General features: G+C 65.3%; 29 protein-coding genes. 16 read left to right on the forward strand and 13 right to left on the reverse strand.

Going from position 1 to position 26485, the window contains the following annotated elements; translation table 11 throughout:
- Positions 1-75 precede the first annotated feature (75 nt).
- Genes ACZ6DL_RS34800 through ACZ6DL_RS34820 form a run of 5 tightly spaced genes read left to right on the forward strand, consistent with a single transcriptional unit; the run spans position 76 to position 5337 of the window.
- Positions 76-1326 (forward strand): cytochrome P450 family protein, encoded by a 1251-nt coding sequence (locus ACZ6DL_RS34800; protein WP_466057611.1) that lies wholly within the window; start codon positions 76-78, stop codon positions 1324-1326.
- Positions 1327-1339: 13 nt separating this feature from the next.
- On the forward strand, positions 1340-2458 hold the full coding sequence (locus ACZ6DL_RS34805; protein WP_466057613.1) for a hypothetical protein: 1119 nt from the start codon (positions 1340-1342) through the stop codon (positions 2456-2458).
- A complete protein-coding gene (tmk, locus tag ACZ6DL_RS34810; protein WP_466057615.1) occupies positions 2455-3099 on the forward strand; it encodes a dTMP kinase in 645 nt (214 codons plus the stop codon). Before ACZ6DL_RS34805 ends, tmk begins: the two co-directional genes overlap by 4 nt.
- A complete protein-coding gene (locus tag ACZ6DL_RS34815) occupies positions 3096-3899 on the forward strand; it encodes a DNA glycosylase family protein (protein ID WP_466057617.1) in 804 nt (267 codons plus the stop codon). Before tmk ends, ACZ6DL_RS34815 begins: the two co-directional genes overlap by 4 nt.
- A complete protein-coding gene (locus ACZ6DL_RS34820; RefSeq protein WP_466057619.1) occupies positions 3865-5337 on the forward strand; it encodes a B12-binding domain-containing radical SAM protein in 1473 nt (490 codons plus the stop codon). The genes ACZ6DL_RS34815 and ACZ6DL_RS34820 overlap by 35 nt, the downstream gene beginning before the upstream one ends.
- A 1-nt stretch (position 5338) precedes the next feature.
- On the opposite strand, the gene ACZ6DL_RS34825 is transcribed toward ACZ6DL_RS34820, so the two are convergent.
- The 10 genes from ACZ6DL_RS34825 to ACZ6DL_RS34870 all read right to left on the reverse strand — a co-directional run bounded on the left by ACZ6DL_RS34825 (position 5339) and on the right by ACZ6DL_RS34870 (position 13507).
- The gene (locus tag ACZ6DL_RS34825) at positions 5339-5794 is read right to left on the reverse strand and encodes an NUDIX domain-containing protein (protein ID WP_466057621.1); all 456 of its coding nucleotides are present in this window, start codon (positions 5792-5794) and stop codon (positions 5339-5341) included.
- Between the two features lie 591 nt (positions 5795-6385).
- Positions 6386-7000: a TetR/AcrR family transcriptional regulator gene (locus ACZ6DL_RS34830; protein WP_466057623.1), complete on the reverse strand. Its 615-nt coding sequence runs from the start codon at positions 6998-7000 to the stop codon at positions 6386-6388.
- On the reverse strand, positions 6997-7200 hold the full coding sequence (locus tag ACZ6DL_RS34835) for a cold-shock protein (RefSeq protein WP_466057625.1): 204 nt from the start codon (positions 7198-7200) through the stop codon (positions 6997-6999). Before ACZ6DL_RS34835 ends, ACZ6DL_RS34830 begins: the two co-directional genes overlap by 4 nt.
- 96 nt (positions 7201-7296) lie before the next feature.
- Positions 7297-7467 carry a hypothetical protein gene (locus ACZ6DL_RS34840; protein WP_466057626.1) on the reverse strand — a complete coding sequence of 57 codons (171 nt, stop codon included), beginning with the start codon at positions 7465-7467 and terminating at the stop codon, positions 7297-7299.
- Between the two features lie 50 nt (positions 7468-7517).
- Positions 7518-8390, reverse strand: coding sequence for a nucleoside hydrolase (locus ACZ6DL_RS34845; protein WP_466057628.1), 873 nt, complete (start codon positions 8388-8390; stop codon positions 7518-7520).
- Between the two features lie 237 nt (positions 8391-8627).
- On the reverse strand, positions 8628-9176 hold the full coding sequence (locus ACZ6DL_RS34850) for a hypothetical protein (protein WP_466057630.1): 549 nt from the start codon (positions 9174-9176) through the stop codon (positions 8628-8630).
- 26 nt (positions 9177-9202) lie between these two features.
- Positions 9203-9664, reverse strand: coding sequence for a hypothetical protein (locus ACZ6DL_RS34855; RefSeq protein ID WP_466057632.1), 462 nt, complete (start codon positions 9662-9664; stop codon positions 9203-9205).
- Between the two features lie 71 nt (positions 9665-9735).
- The gene (locus ACZ6DL_RS34860; RefSeq protein ID WP_466057633.1) at positions 9736-10662 is read right to left on the reverse strand and encodes a hypothetical protein; all 927 of its coding nucleotides are present in this window, start codon (positions 10660-10662) and stop codon (positions 9736-9738) included.
- 450 nt (positions 10663-11112) lie between these two features.
- Positions 11113-12018, reverse strand: a complete 906-nt coding sequence (locus ACZ6DL_RS34865) for an aminoglycoside phosphotransferase family protein (RefSeq protein WP_466057635.1) — start codon at positions 12016-12018, stop codon at positions 11113-11115.
- Positions 12019-12022: 4 nt separating this feature from the next.
- On the reverse strand, positions 12023-13507 hold the full coding sequence (locus tag ACZ6DL_RS34870; RefSeq protein ID WP_466057637.1) for a hypothetical protein: 1485 nt from the start codon (positions 13505-13507) through the stop codon (positions 12023-12025).
- Positions 13508-13826: 319 nt separating this feature from the next.
- On the opposite strand from ACZ6DL_RS34870, the gene ACZ6DL_RS34875 reads away from it, so the two are divergent.
- From ACZ6DL_RS34875 to ACZ6DL_RS34890, 4 genes are all read left to right on the forward strand, one after another.
- Complete coding sequence (locus ACZ6DL_RS34875) at positions 13827-14699, forward strand: helix-turn-helix domain-containing protein (protein WP_466057639.1); 873 nt, start codon at positions 13827-13829, stop codon at positions 14697-14699.
- A 28-nt stretch (positions 14700-14727) separates the two neighbouring features.
- On the forward strand, positions 14728-15552 hold the full coding sequence (locus tag ACZ6DL_RS34880) for an SAM-dependent methyltransferase (protein WP_466057641.1): 825 nt from the start codon (positions 14728-14730) through the stop codon (positions 15550-15552).
- Positions 15553-15559: 7 nt separating this feature from the next.
- On the forward strand, positions 15560-16027 hold the full coding sequence (locus tag ACZ6DL_RS34885) for a hypothetical protein (protein WP_466057643.1): 468 nt from the start codon (positions 15560-15562) through the stop codon (positions 16025-16027).
- Positions 16028-16520: 493 nt separating this feature from the next.
- Positions 16521-17195 carry a nucleoside/nucleotide kinase family protein gene (locus ACZ6DL_RS34890; protein WP_466057644.1) on the forward strand — a complete coding sequence of 225 codons (675 nt, stop codon included), beginning with the start codon at positions 16521-16523 and terminating at the stop codon, positions 17193-17195.
- Here the strand turns inward: ACZ6DL_RS34890 and ACZ6DL_RS34895 are convergent.
- Entirely contained in the window at positions 17176-18057 is an 882-nt protein-coding gene (locus ACZ6DL_RS34895; RefSeq protein ID WP_466057646.1) for a PfkB family carbohydrate kinase, read from the reverse strand. The genes ACZ6DL_RS34890 and ACZ6DL_RS34895 overlap by 20 nt on opposite strands.
- A gap of 17 nt (positions 18058-18074) precedes the next feature.
- Entirely contained in the window at positions 18075-19043 is a 969-nt protein-coding gene (locus tag ACZ6DL_RS34900) for a hypothetical protein (protein WP_466057648.1), read from the reverse strand.
- Positions 19044-19365: 322 nt separating this feature from the next.
- Here ACZ6DL_RS34900 and ACZ6DL_RS34905 point away from each other — a divergent pair, with 322 nt between their 5' ends.
- The 7 genes from ACZ6DL_RS34905 (at position 19366) to ACZ6DL_RS34935 (ending at position 25495) form a co-directional block, all read left to right on the forward strand.
- The gene (locus ACZ6DL_RS34905; protein ID WP_466057650.1) at positions 19366-20670 is read left to right on the forward strand and encodes a JmjC domain-containing protein; all 1305 of its coding nucleotides are present in this window, start codon (positions 19366-19368) and stop codon (positions 20668-20670) included.
- Complete coding sequence (locus ACZ6DL_RS34910) at positions 20667-21491, forward strand: DUF3865 domain-containing protein (protein WP_466057652.1); 825 nt, start codon at positions 20667-20669, stop codon at positions 21489-21491. Before ACZ6DL_RS34905 ends, ACZ6DL_RS34910 begins: the two co-directional genes overlap by 4 nt.
- A gap of 43 nt (positions 21492-21534) precedes the next feature.
- Positions 21535-21687 (forward strand): hypothetical protein, encoded by a 153-nt coding sequence (locus tag ACZ6DL_RS34915; RefSeq protein WP_466057654.1) that lies wholly within the window; start codon positions 21535-21537, stop codon positions 21685-21687.
- A gap of 178 nt (positions 21688-21865) precedes the next feature.
- Positions 21866-22897, forward strand: a complete 1032-nt coding sequence (locus tag ACZ6DL_RS34920) for a fatty acid desaturase family protein (RefSeq protein WP_466057656.1) — start codon at positions 21866-21868, stop codon at positions 22895-22897.
- 56 nt (positions 22898-22953) lie between these two features.
- Positions 22954-24057: an inosamine-phosphate amidinotransferase 1 gene (locus ACZ6DL_RS34925; RefSeq protein ID WP_466057657.1), complete on the forward strand. Its 1104-nt coding sequence runs from the start codon at positions 22954-22956 to the stop codon at positions 24055-24057.
- Positions 24054-24971 (forward strand): amino acid--tRNA ligase-related protein, encoded by a 918-nt coding sequence (locus ACZ6DL_RS34930; RefSeq protein ID WP_466057659.1) that lies wholly within the window; start codon positions 24054-24056, stop codon positions 24969-24971. Before ACZ6DL_RS34925 ends, ACZ6DL_RS34930 begins: the two co-directional genes overlap by 4 nt.
- Before the next feature lie 140 nt (positions 24972-25111).
- Positions 25112-25495, forward strand: coding sequence for a GFA family protein (locus tag ACZ6DL_RS34935; protein ID WP_466057660.1), 384 nt, complete (start codon positions 25112-25114; stop codon positions 25493-25495).
- Between the two features lie 47 nt (positions 25496-25542).
- Here ACZ6DL_RS34935 and ACZ6DL_RS34940 read toward each other — a convergent pair whose 3' ends face one another.
- Entirely contained in the window at positions 25543-26391 is an 849-nt protein-coding gene (locus ACZ6DL_RS34940; protein ID WP_466057661.1) for a TauD/TfdA dioxygenase family protein, read from the reverse strand.
- Positions 26392-26485 lie beyond the last annotated feature (94 nt).

The following is a 26485-nucleotide window of genomic DNA, read 5'->3' on the forward strand; positions in this document are numbered from 1 at the left end:
ACGACGACTGGAGTGTGCCCCGTCTCGCACGGGTCTCCATTCCCGACGGATGATCCGCGCGTTCCCCTGTACGGCTTGGACTTTGCCGCCGACCCGCATGGCCTCTACCGCAGTCTGCGTAAACAGTACGGCTCGCTGGCGCCGGTCGAGCTGGCGCGTGGAGTCCGCGCAACGCTCGTCCTGGGGTACGAGACCGCGGTGAAAATCCTGCACGACACCGAACACTTCGGATCCGACCCCCGCAGCTGGCAGCAGACCGTGCCGGCGGGCTCGCCCGTTCTGGGCATGATGCGGTACCTGGAAGCCGCCCGCTTCAACGACGGGGACGCCCACAAGCGCCTTCGAAAGGCGTCCGCCGACGCCATCGAGGGGGTGGATCTGTTCGACATTCCCGCCGTCGTCGAGCGAATGGCTGTTCCGCTGATCAACGAGTTCTGCCACAGCGGTCACGCCGACCTGCTCGAGCAATACGCCTCCAAGCTCGTGCTCGGGGTCCTCAACGAGATGATCGGCTGCCCACCGCAGATCGGTGACCGTATCGCGGCAGGTATGGCGGCGCGTTTCGATTCCGGCGGCGATGCGGCCCGAGGCATGGCCATGCTGCGGGATGCGTTGACGGCGCTGATCAACCTCGAGCGCGCCCACCCAGGCGACGACATCACCTCACGGCTGGTGCGACACCCGAGCGACCTCGATGACGAGGAGATGTCCGCCCAGCTGGCGAGCCTGTATGGTGCCGGTTTCGAAGCCCAGCGCAATCTGATCACCAACACTGTGCTGCTGACGCTGACCGACTCCCGGTTTCACGGCGATGTTCTCGGTGGGAGCCTCTCGACACGGGATGCGCTCGATGAGGTGTTGTTCGCCGACCCGCCGATGGCCAATTTCTGCATCAGGTACACCCGTCAGCCGACGCTGGTCGACGGGGTGTGGCTCCCGGTGCACCACCCCGTGGTGATCAGCCTCGCAGGCTGCAACAACGACCCGGCGATCAGTGGCCAAGATCGCACCGGCAATCGGTCGCATCTGGCATGGGGCGCGGGACCGCACGTCTGCCCAGCGAAGTCCGTTGCCTATCTCGTCGTGGAGCATGCTGTCGATCAAGTGCTCGATGCCCTGCCCGAGATGAAACTGGCGGTGCCCGCGAACGAACTCACCTGGCGACCGGGACCTTTTCACCGGGCGCTGTCCGCGCTGCCGGTCGTCTTCCCTGCGGCGCCGCCTTTGGAGACGGGGCTGTGGTCGTTCACTGGAGCGCCGAACCCCGCCGGGATGCTCGCTGGTGATCCGGCGATGACCCGACGGCCTACCTCCCGCCTGGTGTGAAGGGATCCTCGCTGTGGGTGATATCGACGATGACGATTGCTGCGACCCCGTCGCGTGGTACTACCACGAGTTGTGGCGCGCCGAGATCTACGGTTGGGACAGCCTGGCCAAGAAGCTTCGCGAGGCCGGACCGCCGCCGCGCGATCTCGCCCGCACTCCGGTCATTTTCGAGGCGCCGATCAGCAGTGATCCCGGCTACCTGTTGGCACTGCTGAGCGCCGCAGCCTCGAAGGATCTCGCACTCGTCATCAGCCGTGACGCCGGCAGCCACGCACTGCAAAGCGCCCGCTACGTCCTGGACTCGGTCGGGCGCGACGACGTCCCCGTCGTCGCGCAGGCGCAACCGCCGCAACAACACCACGAGCACGACAGCGACGGCTCATCTGCTGCCGATGTCGAGGATCCGAGTGCGGATGTTCTCGCTGTGGTCCGGAAGGTATGCGCCACTACCTCTCCGGCCGTGCGCTGGATCGCCACCGGCTCACCGACCACGATCGCCGGCGTGCTTCGGCATGACGCGCAGCTGCGGGGGCTTCTTGCGGTCACGCTGTCCGCCGCCGAGTTTCCTCACTTCCCTGCTGACGCGGCGATGGTTGTCGAGTACGTGGAAGATCTGGTGCTCGTACGATCGCAGACGGTGTCGGCTGCGGAGATCACCGTGCACGACGGGCTGTTGGCAGCATGTGGCCTACCGGCCGACCCCGCGCTCGGGGCACATCTGGACCGCTGGCCTGCCCACCCGGTGTGTTCTGTGCTGCCCATCGCGACAACAGCCGCAGGACTCCTGATGCCGTTCGAATTCACGCAAAGGCATGTGGTCGTGAGCGAGTCCGGACAGATCATCGTCGATCCGGCCAGCGGCTACCGACGGTGGGCCACAACAGAAATCAGCAATGTGGCCGTTTGGCTGGGAAAGCAATTGGCGCATCTGCCAACACCGTGGAAGGCCGCGGTCGTGACCGGCGCAAAGGCACACTTGACCCGGCTCCCGAACAGCATCTACCTCCCAGCCTCGCTGCCGCACTCCAACCTCGGATGTCGCGGTACAGACAAACGTCAACGGTGTGCGCTACACACTGGTGTAGGCGGAACGAGCCACTTCCACAACGAGGGGGCGGGGGCGCAGCGATGAAACAGCTGATTTCGGGACGATTGGTGACCTTCGATGGAGCCGGCGGAGTCGGCAAGTCCACCGCGGTGAACGCCACCGTCGATTACCTGCAACGCTCGGGTATCTCGGTTTACTCCACCCGCCAACCGAGCGCCACCGCGCTCGGCTCCTACGTGCGTGCTCATGCCGACACCTACACCGGAATGGTGCTGGCTTGCCTGGTCGCCGCGGACCGGCATCACCAGCAGGCCACGGAGATCGACCCCGCACTGGCAGCCGGGAAGGTGGTGGTGTGCGACCGGCATCTGCCTTCGAGTCTGGTGCTGCAAGTCCTCGATGGTGTGCCCGCTGAGAAGGTGTGGCAGCTCAATGAAGGTGTGCGGGTGCCGGACGTGGCGGTGTTCCTGCGCGCGCATCCGGACACCATCGCCCGCCGTCTGACTGCGCGCGGCGCGCACGACCGGTTCGAACGCGATCCCGCGCGTAGTACCGCCGAGCAGGTGAAGATGTTCGATGACCTCGCGCAGCACTTACGCGCACGTGGATGGCCGGTGCATGTCATCGACTGCACCGATCTCGGGCCGCACCAGACCGCGGCTATCGTCGCCGACCTGGTCGTACCCCTGCTGGATGAACAGACGAACGAAGGGACAACTGCATGATCATGACAGACCACCCTGGATGGCTGCGAACCGACGACGGGATCGCCTACCGGGCCCTCGCCGCCCGAGGATCAGCTGCGTTGATCACTGTCGCCTGCGATGACGCCGGCGACTACATGATCAGTGTGGGCGGCGGGGAATACCGCATGGTCAATGTCGTTCCTGCCCTGTGCTTGGCCGGGCCCGCCGACCTCGTCGAGCCGCTCAAAGCCGCCGGCCCCGTGGCGCGGGTGGCGAATCCGTCGCTGTGGGACGCGCTGTCAGCGGCGATCATGCGGCAGGTGATCCAGGCAGGTCATGCCCGCACACGCTACGTACGGTTCTGCACCGCCTACGGTGAGCCGGTCGGCCGGGACGGGCTGACAGCGTCGCTGTTCCCCTCGCCCGAGCGGATCCTCGACCTGTCCGATGAACAGTTCCGGCAGGTCGGTGCAGCGTTTCCCAAGTGCGCTCTGCGCGCGGCCGCCCGCGCTTTCCTCACCCACGGATCGCAGTGGGAGAAGCTGCCGCCTGCCGAGTTGGTCACCACGCTGCAAGCCATCGACCGAGTCGGTCCGTGGACCGCGCGGACCGCGGTCGCCGACTACACCAACGACTTCGCCTTCTACGACTACTCCGACATCGCCGTCCAGCCCGCCGCCCGACGGCTCAATCCCGACCGGCAATGGCCCCAAGACGCACGGGCCTTCAAAGCCGCGTGGGAGGAGCTGGCCGGAGATCAGCTGTCCGCGTGGACTCTTCTCACACTGGCATGGGGGATCAACAATGGAAAAACACTCCAACCCGCAGGCGTCTCCTGACCTGATCGCGGGGGGCGACCCGCGACACCGGTTCGATCTGCTGCTGGTGAACGCGCCCTTACGCGACTACGCGCTGCGGCCCCGAGTCAACGACTTCACCTTGCCCGTGCTCGGCATGGGCTACATCGCCACCTACGCCGCCCACCACGGCTACAACGTCGGAGTTCTCGACGCAGAAGCCCACGGCCTCGGCATCGCGGACACGATCGCGCTCGTCAACACCGCACGACCGCGCTGGGTCGGGTTCAACTTGCTCGCGCCGACCTACGCGATCTCCGCGACCATCGCCGCAGGGCTGGACCCGGAAATACTTCTCATGCTCGGCGGTCACCAAGCCAAGGCGATGCCGACACCGATCCTCACCGACCCTCGGATGAGCCGCTGCGCTGCCCTGGTGATCGGGGAAGCCGAAACCCGGGTAGTCGAACTGCTCGATGATCACCGCAACCGAGCACGGCTGCCCGGGGTGATGTGGCTGGACCCGATTATGAAAACCCCGGTGACCGGTGGTATCCCGGGTATGCACCATCACCTCGCGCCGAACATCGACACGCTGCCGTTCGTCGACCGCACCTACCTGTGCCAGGACCCGCACTTCGAGGCCGGGTGCTGGGAAGCGAACATGGTCGGCGCCCGCGGCTGCCCCTACAACTGCTCGTTCTGCGGCGCCGCGGTCAGCGCCAACCCCGACATCACCATCCGAGTCCGCAAACCCCACGACATCATCGAGGAAATGACCCTGCTGCGTGACCAGCTCGACGTGCAGGCGTTCCGGTTCGTCGACGACCTGTTCCTCGGCTGGAAAAAGGTCATCGAGACAATGATGGACGCCTTCACCCACGAGCGGGTCGGGGACTGGGCACGCTGGGACGCCACCGGCCGCATCAACGTCCTCGACCACACCTCCGACGAGATGCTCGACGTGTTGGCCGCCAACGGACTACGAGAAGTCGCGCTCGGCATCGAAAGCGGCAACGAACGCGTACTGAGCTACATCGACAAACGCATCACCCCCGACATGGCCTCCCGCGTCGTGCGGCGGCTGCTCGAGCGCGGCATCAACGTCAAGGGCTACTTCATCCTCGGCTTCCCCGGCGAAACAACACAAGAAATCACCGACACCGAAACCCTCATACACCAACTCTGGGACGCCACCGACGATCTACCCGGACAGTTCCGTGCCAGTGTGTTCGAGTTCCGGCCCTACCCCGGCACCCCGGAATGGTCCCGGCTCATGGCGACCGGCCGCTACACCCCCGAGCAACTCCTCGACTACACCCCCGTCGACCTCACCTCAGGCGGCGTCGACGAAACCATGTACGGCCGCGACGAATTCAACTTCTCCGTCGGAATCCAACTGTCGAACGCACCGATCGACTACGTCCGCGACAAACTCACCGAGCTCAGCCGCGCGCAGTACGCCCGTACTTACCGGTGAGCTACACGGTGGTCAGCGCTGGCCAGCCGTGCTCACTGAACGACGCCTTCGCCCCGTCCAGGAAGGCCCGGATCCCGATCTCCGGATACTCGATGATGTCATCAGGCAGTTCATCGAGCCGAAACCATGCCACCGCCGCGCACTTCTCCGGTTCACGATTCACCGGCTGCCCTGACCAGCGCACCGCCCGCAGAAACACACCCAGCCGCGGTTCCGGGCCCGAACCAGCTACATGCACGATGTGAACCGGACGCAGATCCGCCGGGTCGATGACCACACCGACCTCCTCGAACGCCTCACGCGCCGCAGCCGCCGTGATCGGCTCTCCCCCATCAAGCTTGCCCGACGGCAAATGCCAGCGGCCCGCGAACGCATCCTGGCCGGCGCGCTGAGTCAGCAACAGCCGATCATCCTCGACAAGCAAGACATGGACATCGATCAAGTGGCGATCCGCCATCGCATGCAACTCCTCGGGTGCTCGGTAGTCGCGCGGAACACTACGCCACCACACCCGCAGGTGGGCGACTCTCCCCGGACGTGTCTGCCGATCAATGCACAGCAGGTTCGAACACCGACTGCTGCAGGTCGCCGTGATTCACGATCTAGGCTCGCATCATGATCGCTGGTCTCGGATTCCTCTGTTCGTGCTACTCGGCCTTCGCTATCGGCTCATGAGTGTCGCGCGAGCGCCGCTGCCCCTCGAACGCCGGAAAGCCTGAGCAGCCGGGCCCGGGACTTCGTTGAAACGCACGCGATGCATCTGCCCTGCCAGGATCTCCGCCCCTATCGGGACGTATGGCTCGAGCACGGGATACCCGCTGCGGAGATCGACCGGCCCGTGGCCTTCCAAGAAATCTGGGGCGGCATCGCCCTGCCCCCTGCCCCCCGCTTATGAGGGCGGCCCGCGTGTTCTCGAAGCCGGCTTCCCCGAGGCCCGGGTCACGGACGGTTGGTGCTTTCCGGCCGGCGACTGCCGCTGGCTGGGCAGCGGCGCAGCCGTGATCGGGATCTCGTGCCCGCGGGTGAACGGCCGGACGCAGGGGTGGTTTCAGGCGATTCCGGCGCTGCGCAGGACGAGGTCGACCTTGTCGCGGGTGGTGGCCCGGGATGCGAGGAGGTCGCCGGTGTGTGGGGTGGCCATGCCGACGATCATCGAGAGCAGAAGCGAGATCGTGAGGTCGAGATCGATACTCGGATCCTGTGGGCCGGTGCCGCTGGTGAGCAGATCACGGACCTCATCGCGCAGCTGGTTGCGCCGCCAGATGACTTGGGTGCGACTGGATGGGTCGAGTGCCGCGAGGTCGAGTTCCAGCCGGATCCAGCCGGGCCGGGTGATGAGGATGGACGCCCACCTGGCCAGGGTGGCGATGAGCTGGTCGCTGTCACGGGGCTGGAAGTAGCCGATCCTTCGGATGGCATGGCGGGTCAGCGTGTCAGCGACGTCGTGGGCGATCTGCTGCAGGTGATCGAAGTGGGTGAAGAACTCGCCCTTGGTGTATCCGGCGTTCTCGGCGATGCGGTCGATCGAGGTGGCGGGGTAGCCGTCGGTGAGCAACAGCTTCGTGGCTGACTGCAGCAAGCGGTGGCGCGTGCGGTGCTTGCGCACCTCGCGTGGCGGCGTGATGGTCTCGGTGCTGGGATGGGGTGTGCTGGTGGTGGTCACAGCGGTCGAACCTGCTGCGCGGTGGGTCCTTTGCGGCCTTGTCCGATCGAGAACTGGACGCGCTGCTCGGCGTCGAGGCTGCGGAAGCCGTCGGCGATGATGTCGCAGTGGTGGACGAAGACGTCATCACCGCCGTTGTCGCGGGCGATGAACCCGTAGCCCTTGGTGTTGTCGAACCATTTCACGGTTCCGTGTTCCATCATCGGATTCCTTGACGTTGAAGGTCTTTGGCGGGTGGGTGGTTGTTTTGATCCAGCCCAGGTGTATGGCCGGCGACGCCGCGACGGCCTGGGGTTTCAGTTGTGGGGGACGCCGGGGGTGGTGTCGTGGTGGTCGGTGCCGTAGTGGGTGAGCACGTCGTGGGTCGCGGCGGCAGTGCGTCGACGAGCAAGGCTGGTGATGGCGTGGTAGAGGAAAAGCGCGGTGAGGGAGTAGAACAGGGTCGTGAGGGCGGAGCGGAGGGGCATGGTCTCGGGATTCCTTTCCGGGCAGTCGTCGCTGTTTTCCGGTGGCCGGATTACTGCGGTGGCGGGTTGAGGGGCAGGACTTCGGACAGCCAGGCGCGGGCGGCGGGGTAGTCGATGCCGGTGGAGACCTCGATGACGCGCCCATCCGGGTGGCGGGAGATGCGGCCGTCGGCGGCGATCCGCACGGTCTCGGTGCCGAATTCGGCGACAGGAACGCCGAGGGCGGCGGCGAGGGTGACCGGGTCGTTCATCCAACTCGAGGGCCGGTGGGCGAACCATTCGGTGGCGTTGGCGGCGACGAGCCCGGCCCACGGCGGTGCGTCGGGAGCGGTCAGCCATGTGTAGAGGTGGGAGTCGGGGCCGACGGCGAGTTCGGGGGTGTTGGTGTGGGTGGACAGCACGCAGCGGGGCCGGTGCGCGGCGCGCAGGACGAGCCCGAAGGCTGCGGGGTCCATGCGCGGGTTGTGGCTGGCGCGGCTGGGGTTGCGGTAGTGGTCGAGCCAGCCGCCCTGCATGGTGAACTCGATCTGCTCGATGTGGTGTGGGCAGGTGAGGAAGAACTCGGCGACGTTGGAGACAGGCCCACACCCGACCCAGATGATGGTGTCGGTGGAGGTTTCGCACACGTGGGAGAGGAAGTTCACGACGTCGGTGGGCACCGGCCGCGCTTCGGGGAGGTGGCCGTGCATGACGAACCGGTCTTCGGAGCCGTCGAGTGTGCTGCCGGCGACGACGGGGACGTCGGTGCGGCCGATCCGGTCGAGGAATGCGCGGGCGTAGCGGGCGCGGTCGTGGTTGGGGGTTTCGTCGTTGGTGACCACGATCAGGTTCGCGACGAGTTCGGCCGCGACCCACAGCGCCAGCGCGTCATCGAGGTCGTGACCGATATCGGTGTCGAACACGACCGTGTGGCGATCGAACACCGCAGGACCAGTTGGCTGCGCGGCGGACCGAGACGATGGTGCATCCAGACAGCCGTGGTGAGGTGACGTGCGCAAAGAGAATCCTTTCGAATGTGCTGAGGGCGTGACTTGCTGGCGGCGCCTGCGCAGGCGCCGCTGAGGTCGGTGATGGGTTGTGAGGTGGCCGATCAGGGTGAGTCAGACCGGGGCGAACACGGAGCGAGGACCGTCCGCTGCCATCGCGGCGGGGAATGGCTCTCAGTTCGATGCGTCGAGGTCGCCCGACCGGCGGCATACCGTCAGTGCGGCGGCGAGGCTGACGGCGAATACCCGGGCGCTGTAGGCGCGCTGCGCGGCGAGCACACCCGTTATGGCGGTCCCGTCTTGCGGGTGTCGTGCGTAGGTCACCCACCGCGCAGCCATCGCGGAAACCAGTCGCCCGACATCGACCTGTCCGGCGGGCACGTCGAGGAGCGCAGCGATCTTCGCGTCCAGGGTCCTGACACACCAGGCGATCTCGCGGTCGATCACATGTGTGTCCGGCTCGGTGGCCTGGACCCGGCGCTGATGCGCGTCCACCATCGAGGCGGACAGCATCGCCACCCACTCCAGCCTTCGGCTGCCCGCAGCGGCAGTACCGTTCCTGAACCCTCGATCGCGTAACCACGCTCTCGCGCGCAGCCCCGCCGCAGCGAGGACGGCCCGCAGATGGTGGGGTTTGTGCCGCACGGGCAGCTGCGCGGCGAAGTGGGTGATCCACTCGCTCGCGGGCGGCAGCCCAGCCAGGCTCGGGACATGCGCGTCCACCGGTCGTGTCGCTCCTGTTCTCAAGGTCATGGTGTTGGGTGGATGCCGCGCCAACCCAAGGGCAGCTCCACACGACGGGCATGGATATCGGCCAGCAGATCGGCGTAGCCTTCCCGCACCTGAGCGAGGTGGAACCACGCCTCGTGACGCAGCTGCTCGTCATCGGTCTGGCGGACCGTCCACCACGCGGCGGCGTACGTCGCGGCGACATGACTGATCACCTCGCCGAGAGAATGGGTGTATCTACGCGACCCGCTCGGACGCGGCAGGTGAAACACCGCCCACGAATTGATCTGCTCGACTATGTCCGCGATCTCCGTGCGCACGGTCGCTTCATCGGCATCAGCCGGCGGCCGCGGTGAATCCGCACCTCCGGGGAGCAGCACGGCATGCAGATCACCGAGCTCTCGCGCCCACCCGATCAACGGCGCTTCATCCTCGAGGTGTCCCGCGATCGCGGCGAGCAGCTGCTCCGGCGCCAACAACATCGCCGGGCCTGATACACCGTGCCCGCCAGCGTGCGATGACACCACCGCCTGCCCCGGCCGCGTCGCGCCGTTCACAATCGGCCCTCTGAGCTTGCGGCGGGCACTGTCACTGGTCGGGCGTACTCCGAAGACAGCGTGCAGCGGGTGACGGTGCGACCACGGTGGGTGAACCGTTCGATACGCGCGCACAGCGCGGCCAGCGTTTCGGCTGGCGGGTCGTCGCGGTGGCGGGATTCCTGGAGTTCGACCACCAACCGACCGTCCTCGCGGTGCAGCAGCCGAATGGTGCCCTGGTGGCCGAAGGGGCTGATGCCGAGCTCACCAGCGGCCTTCGCCGCAGCGTTGGCGTCATCAGCCAACGCCATATAGAGCTTGTCCACCGGATCCATCAACTCCGGCCAGCCCCGCCGAGTCAGCTCCTCGATGATGTCGAACCGTGTCACCGTCGGTATCGCCCCAACGGTCGACTCCGCCAGCACCCGATCGCCCATCCGAGATGGCTCTCCGGGAACAACGGCATCGGGTGCCTCCCCGCTGGCGCGGTCGCGGGAGACAGCGGTCTGCAGGTAGTAGATGCGCGCTCGCGGCATGTACGTCAGCCGCCGAATTACCGCCTTGCCGGACGGTCCGAGACCGGACAAGTGCTCGCGTGACGGCACAATCAGATGACCGCCACCGCAGCCTTCGATCTCCTCCATCACCTGCCACAGCAACTGCGTGCGAGGCGAACCCACATCCAACAGCTGCTCCAAAGGCAGGTTCCGAGCCGCAGCCGCATACTCCAACCGCCGCATCACCGCGAGCGCAGGCTCAGCGCGATCGACATCCTCCACGATCGCCCGCAACAGCCGCTCCGGAGCAGTCGGCTCGATGACAACCAGACCCGGGCCGAACGCGAAGGCCGCCGCATAGTCATGCATGGCCCGTACGACTGCATTGCGCGCCTGCGCAGTGGGCAGCAGTTCTTCTTGCGCGTATCCGAACCACATCAGATTCATCCCCTACTGATCGTCGAGCGCAGGCGTGTCCTCACTCGGCGAGACCGCCATCACGTCGCCGGCGAAAGGTACTTCGCCTGCATTCATGCACCGAGTCAATCGCTGAAGGCGTTGCGGCACAATGACATCCCCTAGGGCAGAAATGGGCATTTGACCGGGCAGGAACTGGTCGGACAACCGGACACGCCAGGGTGACATCGCCATCTGTTGTTGAAGTCACGAATCAAAAACAGTCGCGTGCGTGGGTAATTCGGCCGAGACTGTTGGCATGACTACGCCACTTCGGGCGGCCGACGCGGGAGAACCGGGGGCCAGCCCCGATACGTCCTCGGCGCCGATGCTCTGACACGAGCGACTTGCGTTACGGTGGAACGACGACCGCGTGGTACGGGTGCAGGGCGCGTGGAGGCCGATGGTGCTGTTCCCTATGCCGTGCTCGGTTGAGGGCCGTTATCTGTAGAGGCTCCAGGTCGCGTCGGCCTGCTCGGTTTGCAAAGTCCTCAGGCGATGTGCGTGCTGGGCGGCGACAGCGGGACGCTGCCCGAGATCAGGTAGAACACTGGTCACCATGATCAGTTCGCGCACGCGTGCCAACACAGGCCAGAAGGGATCGTCGCGGACATCGGCACCGTAGGCTGCCACGAATTGCTGGTAGAAATCGGCACGGTTGAATCGCACGGCACCCACAGCTTGGGGAACGAGATCCCATACGAGCGGCCCTATACCGGCTTCATCGAGGTCGCACAGTACGACCTCGCCGGAATGATCCCGCAGCAGATTACCGGTGTGTGGGTCACCGTGAATGATCCCCAAGGGAAGTTCTGGTTCCCACCGCTTGTACTCGGTCTCGGCCGCCGCCCAAGCGTCGTGAAGCCAATCGAGATCTGTGCACGTCACAGCTCCGTCGGCCTCGGCCAGTCGTCCACGCGCGTTCTCGAACGGGTTCCACACCGGCAGTGTGTCAAACGCGTCACCTGGGTGGATCTGGTGAAGTTCTCTGAGCGGACTAGCCAACTCGGTCGCCGTCCAGGGCGAGCTGTTGTCCAGTTCACGCCAGAACGTGACTGTGAAACGTCCGGGCAGGTGCAATGGCTGAGGTACATCGAGCAGCGGTGCGGTGGGAGCGCCGTGACTGGCCAGCCACCGTGCCACGTTGACGATCCGTGCTCCGCGGATCTCGCCCGCTTCGCCTGTGCCTACTCGCACGATCACCGGCGATGTCTTCAAACGGAAGACTGCGTTGACGGTGTACTTGATGAGTTCGGCGTCGGTGGAATCGAGAGCGATGTGGTCGCATGCCTGGTCCACAGCTGCGCGTAGCTCCGCAGCGCGGCAGGGCGAAAGGTCGGTCGCCAAAGAGTCATCCTAGTTTGAGGTCGGCCATCAACGAGCGCGCAGCAGCACTTGTACTCGATACATTCTCTGCTAACCGCTGTACCTCATGGCAGATGTCCTTCACTCCGGACTGTGACAGAAATGGTTCGGCAGCCTCGGTCATTCGCACCAGCCGGTCGACCGCTCGTGCGCTTCGCACCGCTTCGGCCATCTGGAGGGCATGGACCGCCGAGTCGATGGCTGCCGGAAGATGGTTGAGGCGGAAAGCACCTGTCGCCAGCGTGGTTTGGTCGAACAGGACACTGCGCGCGGGACGATGAGGCGCGCCTACCCGTAGCGACGTTTGAGCGCCTTCGACCGCCGCGATGGTGTATCGCTCGGCCTTCGTGCTCGAATCAACAGTCAGTGCCAGCTCGTTGTAGACGACTGAGCGCATCCCGGTGAACTCACCAGGGGTGTAGAACACCGCTGTCCACGGATCGACTGTTTCGCCGACCCTGCTGCTCTCCTCCTCTGCACGTGACAGGGCCACCTTCATCTGCGTCTCGGCACCCATCATGGCGTGGGCCCATGCTTCGTTCGCGTACAGCCGTGCGGACTCCCCACAGTTCGACGCGTCTTGTGCGGGCAGCTGGCCGAGTTGGAACGCGCGTAACGCCTGCTGAGGTTGTCGCTCGATCAAACTGATGCGCCCCAACACATACAACGTCGAGGCGACGAGACTGGGCACATCTGCTCGTCGCGCGAACACCAGCGCGAGGGTTGTGTGCTGACGAGCCTGGTCTTGATCACCGATATCGTGATAGGCCCACCCCACGAGTCGGGCGAGGTCGGCGACGGCAACGGTCATCGCCCGCTCGGTGTGTTCGTCGCGGCAGCCTGCCAGCAGTCCAACTGCCGATCTAAGCAGCCCTTGTGCCGGGTCGATGATTGCGAATCCGCCGTGTCGCTGATCGAGCTGCCGCAGTCCGGCCGTCACTGTACGAATGAGCTCGAGATCGGCCTCACCCACATTGCCGGTGATCGGCCCGCGCACGTGACCATTGTACCGGGGCAGCCAGGGCGCGAGTAGCTCGGGCGATCCGACTACAGCCGTGGCGAGCGCTTGGAGAAGAGTCAGACCTCCCACATCGTCAACAGTATCGAGTGGGGAGCCCGAAAGATATGACATCGCAGTGTCATCCGGGTGGGCAGCGGACTTGTCATCCGAGTGGGCAGGGCTGTCCGGGTCGGGTGCGCCGACGTCCCGAAGTAGTTGTATGTATGTGTCAGTTGGTCTGCGCACCGCGCCGGTCTCCCAGCGAGCGACGTGTCGTTGATCGCACGCGACGTTAAGGTTACGTTTGGCGCCTGCGGCGTTGAGGAGTTCGGCGAAGTGTTTGCGGCTGAGGTCGAGCTTGTTTCTCCGGTACTCCCGCAGGCGAGGGCCCCAGTCGTTCGCGTCGACGCCGGCGACTCCGGCGGCCGCGCCGCCTGGTCGAGCGGTGCGGATGACGTCGGCTGCGTTCATCTTCGCTCCCCCTGCTCCTAACCGAATCCGGTGAGCTGCCCGTGAGGCAACTCGAGTTGCTGCGCTGCCGACTGGGTGGCTGGCCCGATGGCGAGGATCGTCTCGGCTCACCGCACCCAGGACTACTGACCGACGGGACTCGTCCTGGGTCCCAGGCTCGCCCGCGCCTGCCAGCGCGCGTAACCCGTTATTCGGCGCTCGCAGCTGGTAGGCGTGATAACTTTGCATGATAATCTAACCTGATAATCAGGTTTCGGGTGGCGGAACGGAGGAGTCCGACCCGATACGGTGGGGAGCTATGGCTAGGACTGCACGGAAAGTGCTGCTGGGGCGCGAAATCGACGCGATGATCCGTCGCGCCCGGATGACACAAGCCGACGCCGGCAAGCTGATCGAAGTCAGCCAGTCACGCATCGCCTCGGTCATCGCGGGGACCGGGAACCTCACGCCTGATGCCCTCGAAACCCTCGCTCATGGCCTCGGCGTGACGGATTCGGACTATATCGCCACTCTGCTCGAGCTCCACCGCGACAATCACAAGCGTGGTTTCTGGACCACCGGACATCGGCGCGCCTACATGGATGAACTGCGCCTGCTGGTCGACCTCGAGAACCAGGCCGATCGGCTGCGAGAAACCGGCGCCGAGATCGTTCCCGGTTTGTTGCAGCACCCCAACTACATCCGTGCTTTGCACGAGCCTCTGCAGCTCGACATCACCGATCCGGACGCGGTGACCGTCGAAGACTATGTCCAGGCACGGCTGGCCAGGCAGCAGAATTTGACCAAGCCCCGCCCGCCGGAGTTCCACGCGATCCTGTCCGAATCGTGTCTGCGCCGCAGCTACGGCGGGGATGGCGTGATGCTCGAGCAGATCAATCATCTGATAGAGGTGTCGTGGCGGCCGAATATCATCCTGCAGGTCATGCCGTTCACGCACCAAGCACCCGGCGCAGGCATGGAGGACCGCTACACCCTCATCCGCGTGCCCTCTCCCGGAGCGGCAGGCGACCTCGAAATGGCAGTCGTCGAGGCACAGGGCGAGATCCGCTACATCGACGACAAACCCGCCATCGCGACCAGAGAGAAAATCTTCACCCGGCTCTCGGCGACCGCGCTGGGCGAAGCGGACTCCCGGCAGTTCATGCACCACATCGCCCGGAGTCTGCGTGGCCGGCCGACCATCCGCCCATGACGATGCACACCACTCGAAGGGACGACCCATGGCCTCCGATCACTACTTCCAACCGCGCGGGCTCGACACCAGGAAGCCGAGTTCGGCGCGTATCTACCATTACATGGTCACCGGGGAAGTGATATTCGAGAGCGACCGGCCGTTCCTCGACCGCTTATACGCCGAAATCCCTTTCTACCCCATCTGGGCGCGCCACAACCGCGCCTTCCTCACCCGCGCCGTGCAGTACATGGTCGGGGCAGGTATCCGCCAATTCCTGGATATCGGATCCGGGCTACCGACCGGCGGCAACACCCACGAAGTCGCGCGTCGAGCCGCACCCGATGCTCGGGTCGTGTACGTCGACAGCGACGAGGAAGCCATCACACGCGCGCACGATCTTCTGACCGAACAGGCTGCACTCGACCGCACCGCGATGGTCGCTGGCGACCTTCGTGACCCCGTCGGCATCCTCGAACACCCAGACACCCTCCGGCTTCTCGACTACTCCGAACCGGTGGGTGTGCTACTGGTATCAGTTCTGCCCTGGCTGCCTGACACTGATCGCCCGGCCGAGTTGGTCTCGCAACTGCGAGAGGCCCTCACTCCAGGCAGCCACATCGCGATGACCCACGTCTCTCTCGAAGACGCCGATGCGGACACCAAGGACCGGGTAGCTTCCGCCGCCGCGCTTTTCGTGGACGCACTCGACCCTGTCACCCTTCGTACGCGCAGCCAGTTCCAAGGCTTCTTCGAAGGATGGTCGTTGGTCGACCCGGGCGTTACATATGCGACCGACTGGCGTCCCGACCGACCGGTCGACAATGAGGACCCCTCCCGCCTGTGCAACTTCGCTGCCCTCGGCCACCTGTAGTAATCGAATGATCGCCGACCTCTGCCGCCGGCTCTCTGCGCTGGCCGCAGCAGGAAGAAAGGAAACCGACATGTTGCCGACCTTCACCGTAGGTCAGTTCCGCAAAGCTGCTGCCAGTTCACCACAACAGGCATGCGTGATGATCAGCCGTGACGAAAACTGGACGGTGGTGTGGGACGACAAACTCCGTCATCACGACAGCACAACCGACGCTGTCGTTCCTCGAGATGAATGCCTCTATTTCAGCCACAGCCAGTTCGATGCTTTCCAAGAAGCCATTCGGTCCGGCAACCCGACTGGCCACTGCTTGGAAATCACACTCCGCAACGACGGCACATATGTCTTCCGCTCGGCCGCCCCCGATCAACCCATGAGCGCCCTCGAACTCCACTTCGACCATGCCGAATACCGCGCATTCGTGACCGGCATCCGCAACCACGAGTTCGACCTCCCTAAATACACAAACGCCGCATAAGCCGCGCAGTCGATCCGCGATCCGCTACACAGCGCAAGCTGGCCGAACACCACGGCCGAAACCGACCGTGCCGGAATATCAGAGGTGTCTGGCCACCACCGCGCTACCTGGCCTCGACGAGCCTCCGCAACGGCAGGTCGATGGCGTCCGACACCGCCGCCTTGAACGCGCTGCTTCTGCAGTTGCCGTTGCCTCCGGGGGGAGAGGCGCGCCGGTCGGCCTGGAGAGTCTGCCAACACCGTCGTTCGCACGTGAGGCACCGTGCCGAAGTTCGACTTCGCCCGGTGGACCATGTTGACCTCACCCAGCGGCGCGAGTAGGCGGAGTTCGAACGTGCCCGCAATGTCGCCGGTGAACGTGCCGATGCGCTGCGCGGGGCGAAGCGCGTCGTTCTCAGCCACGGCCGACGATGATTCCATGTCCTTGGCCGGTGGCAATGCAATGCATTGGTACGGTGAGCCCACTGATTCGTTTCACCTGCAGAGGATTCCGGATGCGTTCAGGCAGCGAAGTCCGTGTCGATGACCTCGCGGCGTGGGTATCTACCCGAGTCTCCATGAAGCGCCGGTACGTGCTGGGCATCGCCGGTCCGCCAGCCGCTGGGAAGTCGACGCTGGCACAGAATCTTGCCGCCGCGATCACCGCGGCACAGGCAATCCCAGCGGAGATTGCGCCGATGGACGGCTTCCACATGACATCGGCGGAGCTGGATGCCGTTGGGGCGCGTCACCGTAAAGGCCAGCCCGACACATTCGATGTGGTCGGGTTCGTCGCTCGGTTGAAGCAGCTACGCGAAGCACCGCTCGGTGAACCTGTGTGTTGGCCGATCTATGACCGCGCGCTGCACGATCCGGTATCCGATGCGATCACCTTCGATCATCATCGGATTGCCGTGGTCGAAGGCAATTACCTTCTGCTCGACCAGCCCGGGTGGTCAGAGGTACGCAGCCACCTGGACGAGGTGTGGTACCTCGACGCTGAGGGCAGCGTCATCGAGCGCCGCCTGACCGATCGGCACCTGCTCGGAGGCAAGACCGCCAAACAGGCCCGGATCAAGATCGCCGACAGTGATATGCCCAACGCACGCTTGATTGCGGGCACTCGCGACCGCGCCGACCTGGTGCTGCGCGAAGCCGCCGGGAACTATCTCATCTGCCGAGTTCGCTGAGGAAGCTGGCCCAACTGCGTGTGCCGAATGAGCGGCACGACAGTGTGGCCACCGTGGAGGCGCGCGACAGTGCGTCGACGAAGTCGGGGTTGGACCCGTAGTAGGCGCAGAACGCACCGTGGAGAATGTCGCCAGCGCCGAGCGTGTCCGCACGAGCGACCGGCGCGATGTCGATCGATCCGGATCGACCTTCCAGGGTGTAGAGGATGGGGGCCGCACCTCGCGTGACGGCTGCATACTTTGGCCCGGCCGAGCGCAGGTAGTCCAGCATCGCGTGGCTGTCGCCGTCGAATCCGGGCGGGGTGAAGGCCGAGGAGCAGATCGCGACATCGACCAGTGGCAGCAGCTGGTCGTGGATCGGCTTCCAGCGGCCTGCATCGAGTACGACCGGAACTCCGAGCTGGTTGGCGCGACCGGCGATTGCGACCGCGAGCTCGGGGTGGTGACCGTCGACGAGCACGATCGACGCCTGGTCGACGTGTCCGGCGAGTTCGGTGGTGAACGCGGCCTGGATCTGCGCTGCGTCGAGGCCAACGATCGTGCGGGATTGTGCGTCGAGCGCGACCACGATTGAGGACACCGGCGGCTTGTCGGTCCGCTCGGATGTCGCGTCGATGACCGTGACGTGGTGGCTGGTGAGATCGTGGCGCACCAGGTCGGCGAGCGGGTGGCGGCCGAGCGCGGTAATCAGCGTCGTAGGCTGGCCGGATACGATCGCGCAGGCGACCGCGGCGTTGGCGGCGGGCCCGCCGGCGCCGAGGAATTGGTCCCAGGCCTGGATCTTGGTGTCCTCATCGGGGTAATGGTCAACGGCGTAGGCGATGTCGAGGGTGGCCAGCCCCACGAACAGTGCTGCGGTCACTGGACGTCTCCTTCGGGTCAGTTGGTCAGCATGTGTTCGAGGGTGGCGGTCTGGTCGGAGAATGTGCGCACGCTGATGACGGCCACGAATTCCCGCTCGGTTGCGCGTTCCTGCAGGGCTCGCCAGTGTTTGGCCAGATACCAGCTGGCGCCGGTCGTGCCGCGGGCGCCGAGGCCGGCGCAGAAGAACCAGTAGCGATCCGGATGTAGTTCTGGGTCTGGGCGGATCCGGGCGATGATGCCGATGTTGCGGCTGTCGTCGGAGCTGTAGTGCTGACCGTCGGCGAGTTCGAGGTGTTCGAGATACGGTCCGTTGGAGGGCGGGTTGTCCTGGATGGCGAAGAGGGGCTTGTCGGTGCTTTGTAGGTACATGTGGGTGCAGTCGTTGCTGGAGAGCCCGAAGCTGATGTAGGGCCGGTCGCAGGCCAGCACGACTTCGCGGTCACTTTGGATTTCTACGGCGATCCCGTCGTGGCGCTGCAACATGGACATGACGTACAGCATTCCCCGCACATCGTTTTCTGCCAGCGCAGTGGGAACGTCGATGCGGTGGGCAGCGTTGAACACGCTCGCCCGCTTGCTGAAGATGTGCTGTCTGGGGATGCCCGCCGATTCGAGAACTTCGACCGAGCGGTTGGCCAGCTCGAAGGTGGGTACGACCAGCGTGGCGCCGACTTCGACCATTTCCATTCCCAGGAACGCTGCGATCCCGTGGTCGGCGGTGTCGTCTGCGGGCGCATTCGGAGCTAAGGCTGTGGCGTCGGCCATCGAGAACAGTGTGGTCACCGACCAGCCGGGGAACATCCGTGCCAAGACACGGCGATGAGTGTTCTGCGGTAGACCCTTCATCTCCCCGGACATCCAGTTGTAGAACTGCGCTTTCGATGGCGCTTCGCTTCGCGCCGCGGTGTCGAGCTGTGCAGCGCACTTGCGGTATTCGGCGCAGAAATCCGGGTGACTTGTCAGATGCCGTTCGTGCAGCAGCATCTTGAGAACGGTCCCCAACCACTTCCCCATTTCCAGGTGTCGAGCTAGCGAGTTAGCGCCCGATCCTATCGGTCCCGTGGACGAAATCAGACCGAAGTGGACTAGATCGGACCGCTATGGCGATGCGATTAGACCCGTTGCCTGACAACACTTCTCGTACGTCGCATCGGGCAGCGACTTCGCATGCTGCGTGGCACCGAAGACGTCGTCAGCCGCAGCCACCCATTCCGCAGGCTGTCGGCCGGCCGACCGCGCGGCTGCGCAGCGGAGAGGAGAGAACCTTGAACACTTACATGTCCGCACCGGCGGCGGGACCGACATCATGACCACCGCCGCGGACTCGGTCATCACCTGGCCGCCATCACCGGAGTTCTGGTCGAGCCAGTTCCCTGAGAAGACAGCTGGCGTGGTCGCGCCGTACCTGTTCAAGAGCATCGTGCCGGCCGATCAGCTCGGCCCGACGGATGTTCTCGACGGGCTGCGACGACTGCGTCGCGCCGCCTCAGACGGAGAGCCCACCAGCGCCCGCACCCGCGTGTACGTCGGTGAGGAACGCCGCGACGAGGTCGTCGACACTGTGCTGTTGGCGCCTTGGCGGCCGGATGAGGACTTCGTGGCCTGGATGCAGAATCGGATCGGCGTTGAGCGGTTCTCGCTGGTGATCAACAACCTGGAGACCACCTCGTCGCGGCTGTCGTCGGTGCTGGGCGAGCTGATCGGTTCCGCGTTCGCCGGGTGGGGCGTGCCGATCGGCGGCAGCGAGCAGGTCGCGTTCGCGGGGAACTACGCCGGAACCGCGTTCGGTGTGCACGAGGGCTACGAGGACGCCTTCTTGGTGCACCTGGGACCGGGCGTCAAGCACTTCTACTGCTGGTCCGGTGATCTTTACCGGGAGTTGACCGGTGGCGATGCTCCGACTTTCGGCGACTACGCCGCGCTGCTCAAGCGTGGCGAGCGTTTCGACCTCGAACCCGGGGACGTTCTGTTTTTGCCGCGGCGGGTGTTCCATGTCGGCGTTCAGGACGAGTTCTCCATCTCGGTGGCTGTCCCGCTCTACACCTACCCCGACACGCGAATGCTGGCCCTGTCGGTCCTGCCCGAACTCCTGGAATCCGCAGCCGACGCCGACGCGACGCCGTCGCCGATGCATTCCCTCACCGCCGGTCCGGGCCCGATCGCGGCGGCGCTGACAGAGGCGGCGACCGACATGCTCACCGCAGTGTCGGCGCAGCTGAAAGAGAAGGTGGCCCAGCAGGTCAGCGCGCGGTGGCGCACCCTGCTCAGCAATGGCGGTTGGGAGTTCGCCGAACACGACCTCGCGCGCAACGATGCCGCCCGCGCCGCCGTGGCCGCCCTCACCGCCGGAGGCACTTACCTGCGGGTCGCGCCGCCGTTCGCGCTGCACACCGATCCCGGTATCGACGACAGCCTGCGCATCGGTGTCACCGTCCGCGGCCTGGTGCTCCATGTGCCGGAGACCCCCGCCTGGGGCCGTGCCCTGGCGGCGCTGGCCGACGGTCAGACCGTGCGCATCACCGACGAGCTCGGAGGGGACACGTTGGCGCTGTTGCTCAACACCGGCGGCCTCCAGGTCCTCACCAACGACGAAACCGAGGAGACGGAATGAGCACATCGAAGGTCCAGCGGTACCTCGACGGGCACCCCGACACCAAAGCCGCGATCACCAGCATTCTGCTCAACCAGCCCGCAGTCAGCGGTGACGACCTGGTCGACAAGCACATGACACCGATGGTCGCCGCGCTGTTCGAGCAAATCACCGCCGAGGTGTCGCCCGAGACGCTGACGAAAGACCAAGCCGGGCTCTACATCCAGGAGCTGAGCGTGTTCGCCCGCTACAACTCCGACTTCCTGCGCCAGGCCGCTGACACCGTGCAGGGCGGATGCATGGAGCTGGCACACGAGTTCCGTCGCAACCACCTCGAGGAGGGCGGTGAGCGAGGCAAGGTACCCGCGCACTACACCCTCTACTCCGGGGCGCTGCTGGCCGATCTCGGGCTGCTGGTCAACGGGCACATCCCCGCGCCGGAGACCGCCACGCTGGTGTCGCTGCACGACTGGCTGGTCATCGGCTCGTCGGTGAGCCGCATCTGCGGCGGCTACTACGCCACCGAAGGCGTCGCGATCGACGAGACCGAACTGCTGCGCAAAATCACCGACCGCTACGCCGCCCTCACCGTCGGCGCCGAAGCGAAACTGCCGAACCTGGACTACTACTACTCGCTGCACCTGGACGAAGGCCACGAAGCCGCGGCCGTCGAAGGCCTCAGCGTGGAGGCCGCCCACATCGAAGGCATCGCCCGGTTCATCCGCGAATACCGCACCTTCGGCCTGGACCTGCCGCAGATCGTCGACGGCTGGCTCCAAATCCTCGAGGGCATGACGTTCTGGTGGTCGCAGCTGGCCACCCGTGCCGCCACCCTCCCCTGAGCACCCTGTCCCGCAGTAACCCATCAAGAAGAAGGAGATCACTATGTCGCCGATGCTCAAGAACGGCGTCCGCCCCGACGCGCTGAAGGCCGGTGTCCGGCCCGACGCCCTCAAGGCAGGTGTCCGGCCCGACGCGCTCAAGTCCGGTGTCCGGCCCGACGCCCTCAAGGCGGGTGCGCGCCCGGACGCCTCCTGAGGTCTGGGCCCAACACCGCAAACCCTGGTGGGGCCACGCGACGGCACCTTTGTGCTCGTCCTGTGGCCCCGCCCCCCCGATCCGACCCGATCGAGGCGTCTGCTCGCGGCGAGCTCCGGCTCGCGCCACCGAGCCCTCGTCCCTCGTCCCTCGTCCGACCTCAGCGTGGAGAGTGAGCATGACCATCGCGGCGCGCGAGTCCACCCACCGGCGCCCCTCGGCAGGAGCATCCGGCCCAGTGCGGCGCGCCTTCGGCCCCGACCTGATCGCGCGCATGGACGCGCTGTGCGCGCGCGGTCGCACCGAAGGCCCACTCGATCTGGCACGCGACTATCTCGCGGCCATCGTCACCGCCACGGTAGGGGGCGCTGTTGGGCACCCGGTCCTGACCGTGGTGTGCGTGGTCTACATCGGCATCCGCCAGCGGCATTTGTCGAATCTGACGCACGAGGCGATTCACACCAAGCTCACTCGCTCCCGCCGCGCGAATACGATTCTCGGGCATCTCAACTGCCTCGCACTCGGGGAGCCGTTCACCCCGTACCGGCGCGGCCACCGGATTCATCACGCCAAACTCGGCAGCCCTGAAGACCCGATGCTGCGCTCCTACATCTCCCGCCGCGCGCACGCTCCCTGGCCGGACAAGCGGGCCTTCGTCACCCAGGTGATCCTCCGCAACTCGCTGTGGCAGCTGCCCAAATACGGATTACTCACCCTGGCGGCAAAAGCCGGTGACGAGAGCTGGAAAGCCGCCATAACCCGGTGGGCGGTATGGACCGCCGCCGCGGCCGCGGCAGCCATGCTCGGGCACGGTGTCGACTTCGCGCTCTATTGGGCACTGCCGCTGATCGTGGTCCGCCCCATCGTCACCTGGCTGACCGACCTGGGCAACCACGCCGGCCTGATCCACAACGCCGACGTCATCCGGCAGACCCGCGGCTGGAACTCGCAGCCGCTGACCCGGCACCTGCTCGGTGGCCACAACGACGACATGTTCCACCCGATCCACCACTGGTTCCCCAACATCGGCTGGCGTGAGCTTCCCGAAGCGGCCGCGATCCTGCGCGAGCACTATCCCCGCTGGGATGACGTGCCCTGGTGCAGCGGGTTCTTCTTCCGCCGCCGCGCCACCCCGCACATCCCCTCGGTGCTCGACGACATCGTGACCCGGCTGCACCACCAGCTCGCCGAACATCAGCCCAACACCTGACCTTCGGGCACATCGCCCGCGCCGACAGCTCCATACCTGAACAGGAACCGATCCGAATGTCTCTGCCCGTCAACAGCTTCGATGAATGGACGCGGCTGCGTGAAGTCATCGTCGGCGAGCCACACGGCTACAGCTCCCACGACATCGATGCCAGCTTCCGGCTGTTCTACCTCGACAACGTCACCCCCACCGCCGCCGAGGGCAGTCGGGAACTGGCGATTCCGCACGCGCTGGTCGAGGAGCTCGAAGAAGACGTCGAAGGGCTCTGCGGAGCTCTCGCCGAAGCCGGAGTGCGGGTTCTGCGTCCCGCACCGGTCACCGAGCGAACCATGATCGGCTCGCCCTGGTGGTCGGCGCGGGAAACGCCGCCGCTGAACGTGCGCGATCAAACGATCATCCTCGGGGACACCATCATCGAGACCGCGCCCCACATCCGCGGTCGCGTCTTCGAAAACGACTACCTCAAACCACACTTCTACCGCTACCTGCAGGTCGGATCCGGATGGATGGCGATGCCGCGGCCCGCGCTGGCGCTCCGGTCCCTGGATCCGAGCTTCTTCGACGGCCAGCCCTTCGACCTGTCGGCAGTCACCGGCGACACCGACACCCGCGAACTGCCGGGGCTGGGACACGAGCTGATCTTCGACGGCGCCCAATGCATGCGCTTCGGCCGCGACATCCTCGTCAACGTCGCCAACGCCAACCACGAACTGGGCTTCACCTGGCTGCGACGCACCTTCCCCGAGCTGCGGTTCCACCGGCTCGACGCCATTGCCGACAGCCACATCGACAGCATCGTGGTGCCGCTGCGGCCAGGCCTGCTGATGCTGCGCTCGATGCACTACCTCGAGGCGCTGCCCGAACCGCTGCACAGCTGGGACATCGTCATCCCGCCCGAACAGGACGAAGACGCCTTCCCCGACTACAGCAGCTTCGGTTTCAATCTGGCCAGCCGCTACATCGACATCAACGTCCTGTCGGTCGACGAGGACACCGTCGTGGTCAACAGCCTGTGCCCGGACCTGATGCGCACCCTGGAAAAGAAGGGCCTCACTGTCATCCCGGTCCAGCACCGCCACCGCCGCCTGTTCGGCGGAGGGTTCCACTGCTTCACCCTCGACACCGTGCGCGATGGCTCCTGCGAGGACTACCTCGCATGAGCGCCGCCACGACCGCACAGTCGGCATTGAGCGCACGCGAGGCCATCGAGGTCAAATCCGAACTTCTCTTCGGTATCCGAAGCCTGCTGCGAAGCCGAGGCTTCGCCGAGATCGTCACACCGACGTTCCGGCAGGCCGACGACCTCACCGGCAAACGCGCCACCGCCGCCGTCGGCGGCCGCGACGGCTGGCTGCGCAGCATGATCGGCCCCGCCCTGCGTTACCAACTCGCGCACACACCGAAGGTGTTCGAGATCGGCGCCTGCTTCCGCAACGACCCTGCCGACGCCACCCACATACCCGAGTTCACGATGCTGGATCTCTACGCCGCCGAATCCAGCTACGACTACCTGCTGGAACTCGCTGAGCACCTGGTGCGACTTGCCCACGTCGGTACACCCCGCCGAATCTCGGTCGCCGAGCATCTGGGCGCCACACTCGGCGTGGACCTGACCCGCGAAACCCTCGACCCCTACATCGGCGCGCTGGCCCGCCACCTCGATCAACCGGCCGACACCCCACTGCACGACCTACTCGACACCTACATCACCACCGAACTCGAGCCGACCAGCGCCGGAGCTGCGACGTTCCTGGTCGATATGCCGCTGGGCGGCAACGAACCATGCGCCAAACTGCGTGACGGCACCGCCGCAGTCCTCAACCGGTTCGAAGTGTTCATCGACGGTGTCGAGGTCGTGCACGGCTACGAGGATGAAACCGACGCCGAAGCATTCATCGCCCGCGCCAGCGCAATCGGCCTCTACAACCGCGAGCAATCGCTGGTGCAGAAGGTGATCAACGACGGTGTCGTGCCCGCCCGCAGTGTCGGCCTCGGCATCGGCATCGAACGCCTCTGCATGGCCGCCACCGGGGCCCTCGACATCAGACTGTTTCAGCAGTCCGCGGTGTTCTGACTCGCACGCAACGGCACGCCCAGCAAGTCCCGGCTCGGCCCGTCGCGTTGCATTACGCTCACCGGGACTGGCGTCAAGACGTCCGCGTCGCGCACTAATCAGCTTCTGTCACAGCTAATTCCGAATGAGAGGGGAATCCGATGTATGAGGGTGGCTGTCTGTGCGGGCAGATCCGCTTCCGCACCGACGGTGAGGCCATCTGGCCGCATCTGTGCTCGTGTCCGCACTGCCAGAAACTCGGCGGAGCCCCAGTCGTGGCCTGGGTCGATTTCTCCCTCGACACATTCGCCTGGACTGGCGTCGGCGGAGAGCCGACCTGGTTCAACACCTGGCCGACCACCAAGCGCGGATTCTGTCCCAACTGTGGCTCGCTCGTCGCCGCGTTCGACGACGGCGGCACCGCGATGGGCATCACGATGATGGCCCTCGACGACCACAGCGCGCTGACCCCGGTGCACCAGGGCAGTAAAGACAACGCCGTGCCGTGGTTGCCGGTGATCGAAACGACAGACGCCGGCGCCTGACCCCCGATCGCCGCGCCGAGCACACCGCCCGGCGCGGCGATCCCGAATCACATCACTGTGGTGCGGTAGAGCAGGCGCTGGTGACGAGTGTGATCGCACGGTGAGGCGGTGTGCATCGTGGCCCGATTGTCCCAGATCACCAGATCACCCACCGCCCAGCGGTGCGAGTACACATACCGGTCGGCGGTGGCGTGGACGTGCAGCTGATCCAGCAATTGCTGAGACCGGGTTTCATCGACGCCGACGACTCCGCGAATGATCATGTCGCCCAGCAGCAGCGACCGACGACCGGTCAGTGGATGCACCCGCACCAGCGGATGCACCACATCCGGCACCTGCGCACGCTGAGCGTCGGTCAACGGCACCTTCGCCGGATTGTCCGCAGCCTGCCGCTCGAACAAGTGCACCATCGAATGCACCGCCTTGAGCCCGTCGACCAGAGTGCGCAGCTCGGCCGGTAGATCGTCGTAGGCGGCGGTTGTGTCGGCAAACCGTGTTTCACCGCCTACCTCAGGTGTAATCACCGAGTACAGCAACGACACCGCGCTCATCTGCGGCTTCCACGACAGATCGGTGTGCCACTCCACTTCGTTGTCGCCGTCGTACAGCCCGATCGGCACACCACCGCGATGAATATTGCTGATTGTCACGATCTGCGGAGACCCGGCAACCGTATACTGATCCTGCACATGGATTTCGGGTTCACCGAACAACCGACTCACACGGACATGATCATCGTGGGAAAGGTCCTGGTCCCGGACGACGAGGACCCGGAAGTTCAATAGATCCTCGACAAGGCGGTTCGCCTCGGATGCGTCCAGCGGCTGGGAGAGATCGATGCCAGAAACATGCGCTCCAAAGGAGCTATTCAGCGGGTCGGTTCGATAGCGGCTCACCATCAAATTCTAGCCCCGCCGCGCCCAGTGCTTGACACAATTCGCATGTGTCAATTACCCAGATACGAAGCGCCACAACCGACTTCGCTGTAGC

Source organism: Nocardia sp. NPDC041819, from assembly GCF_055590505.1.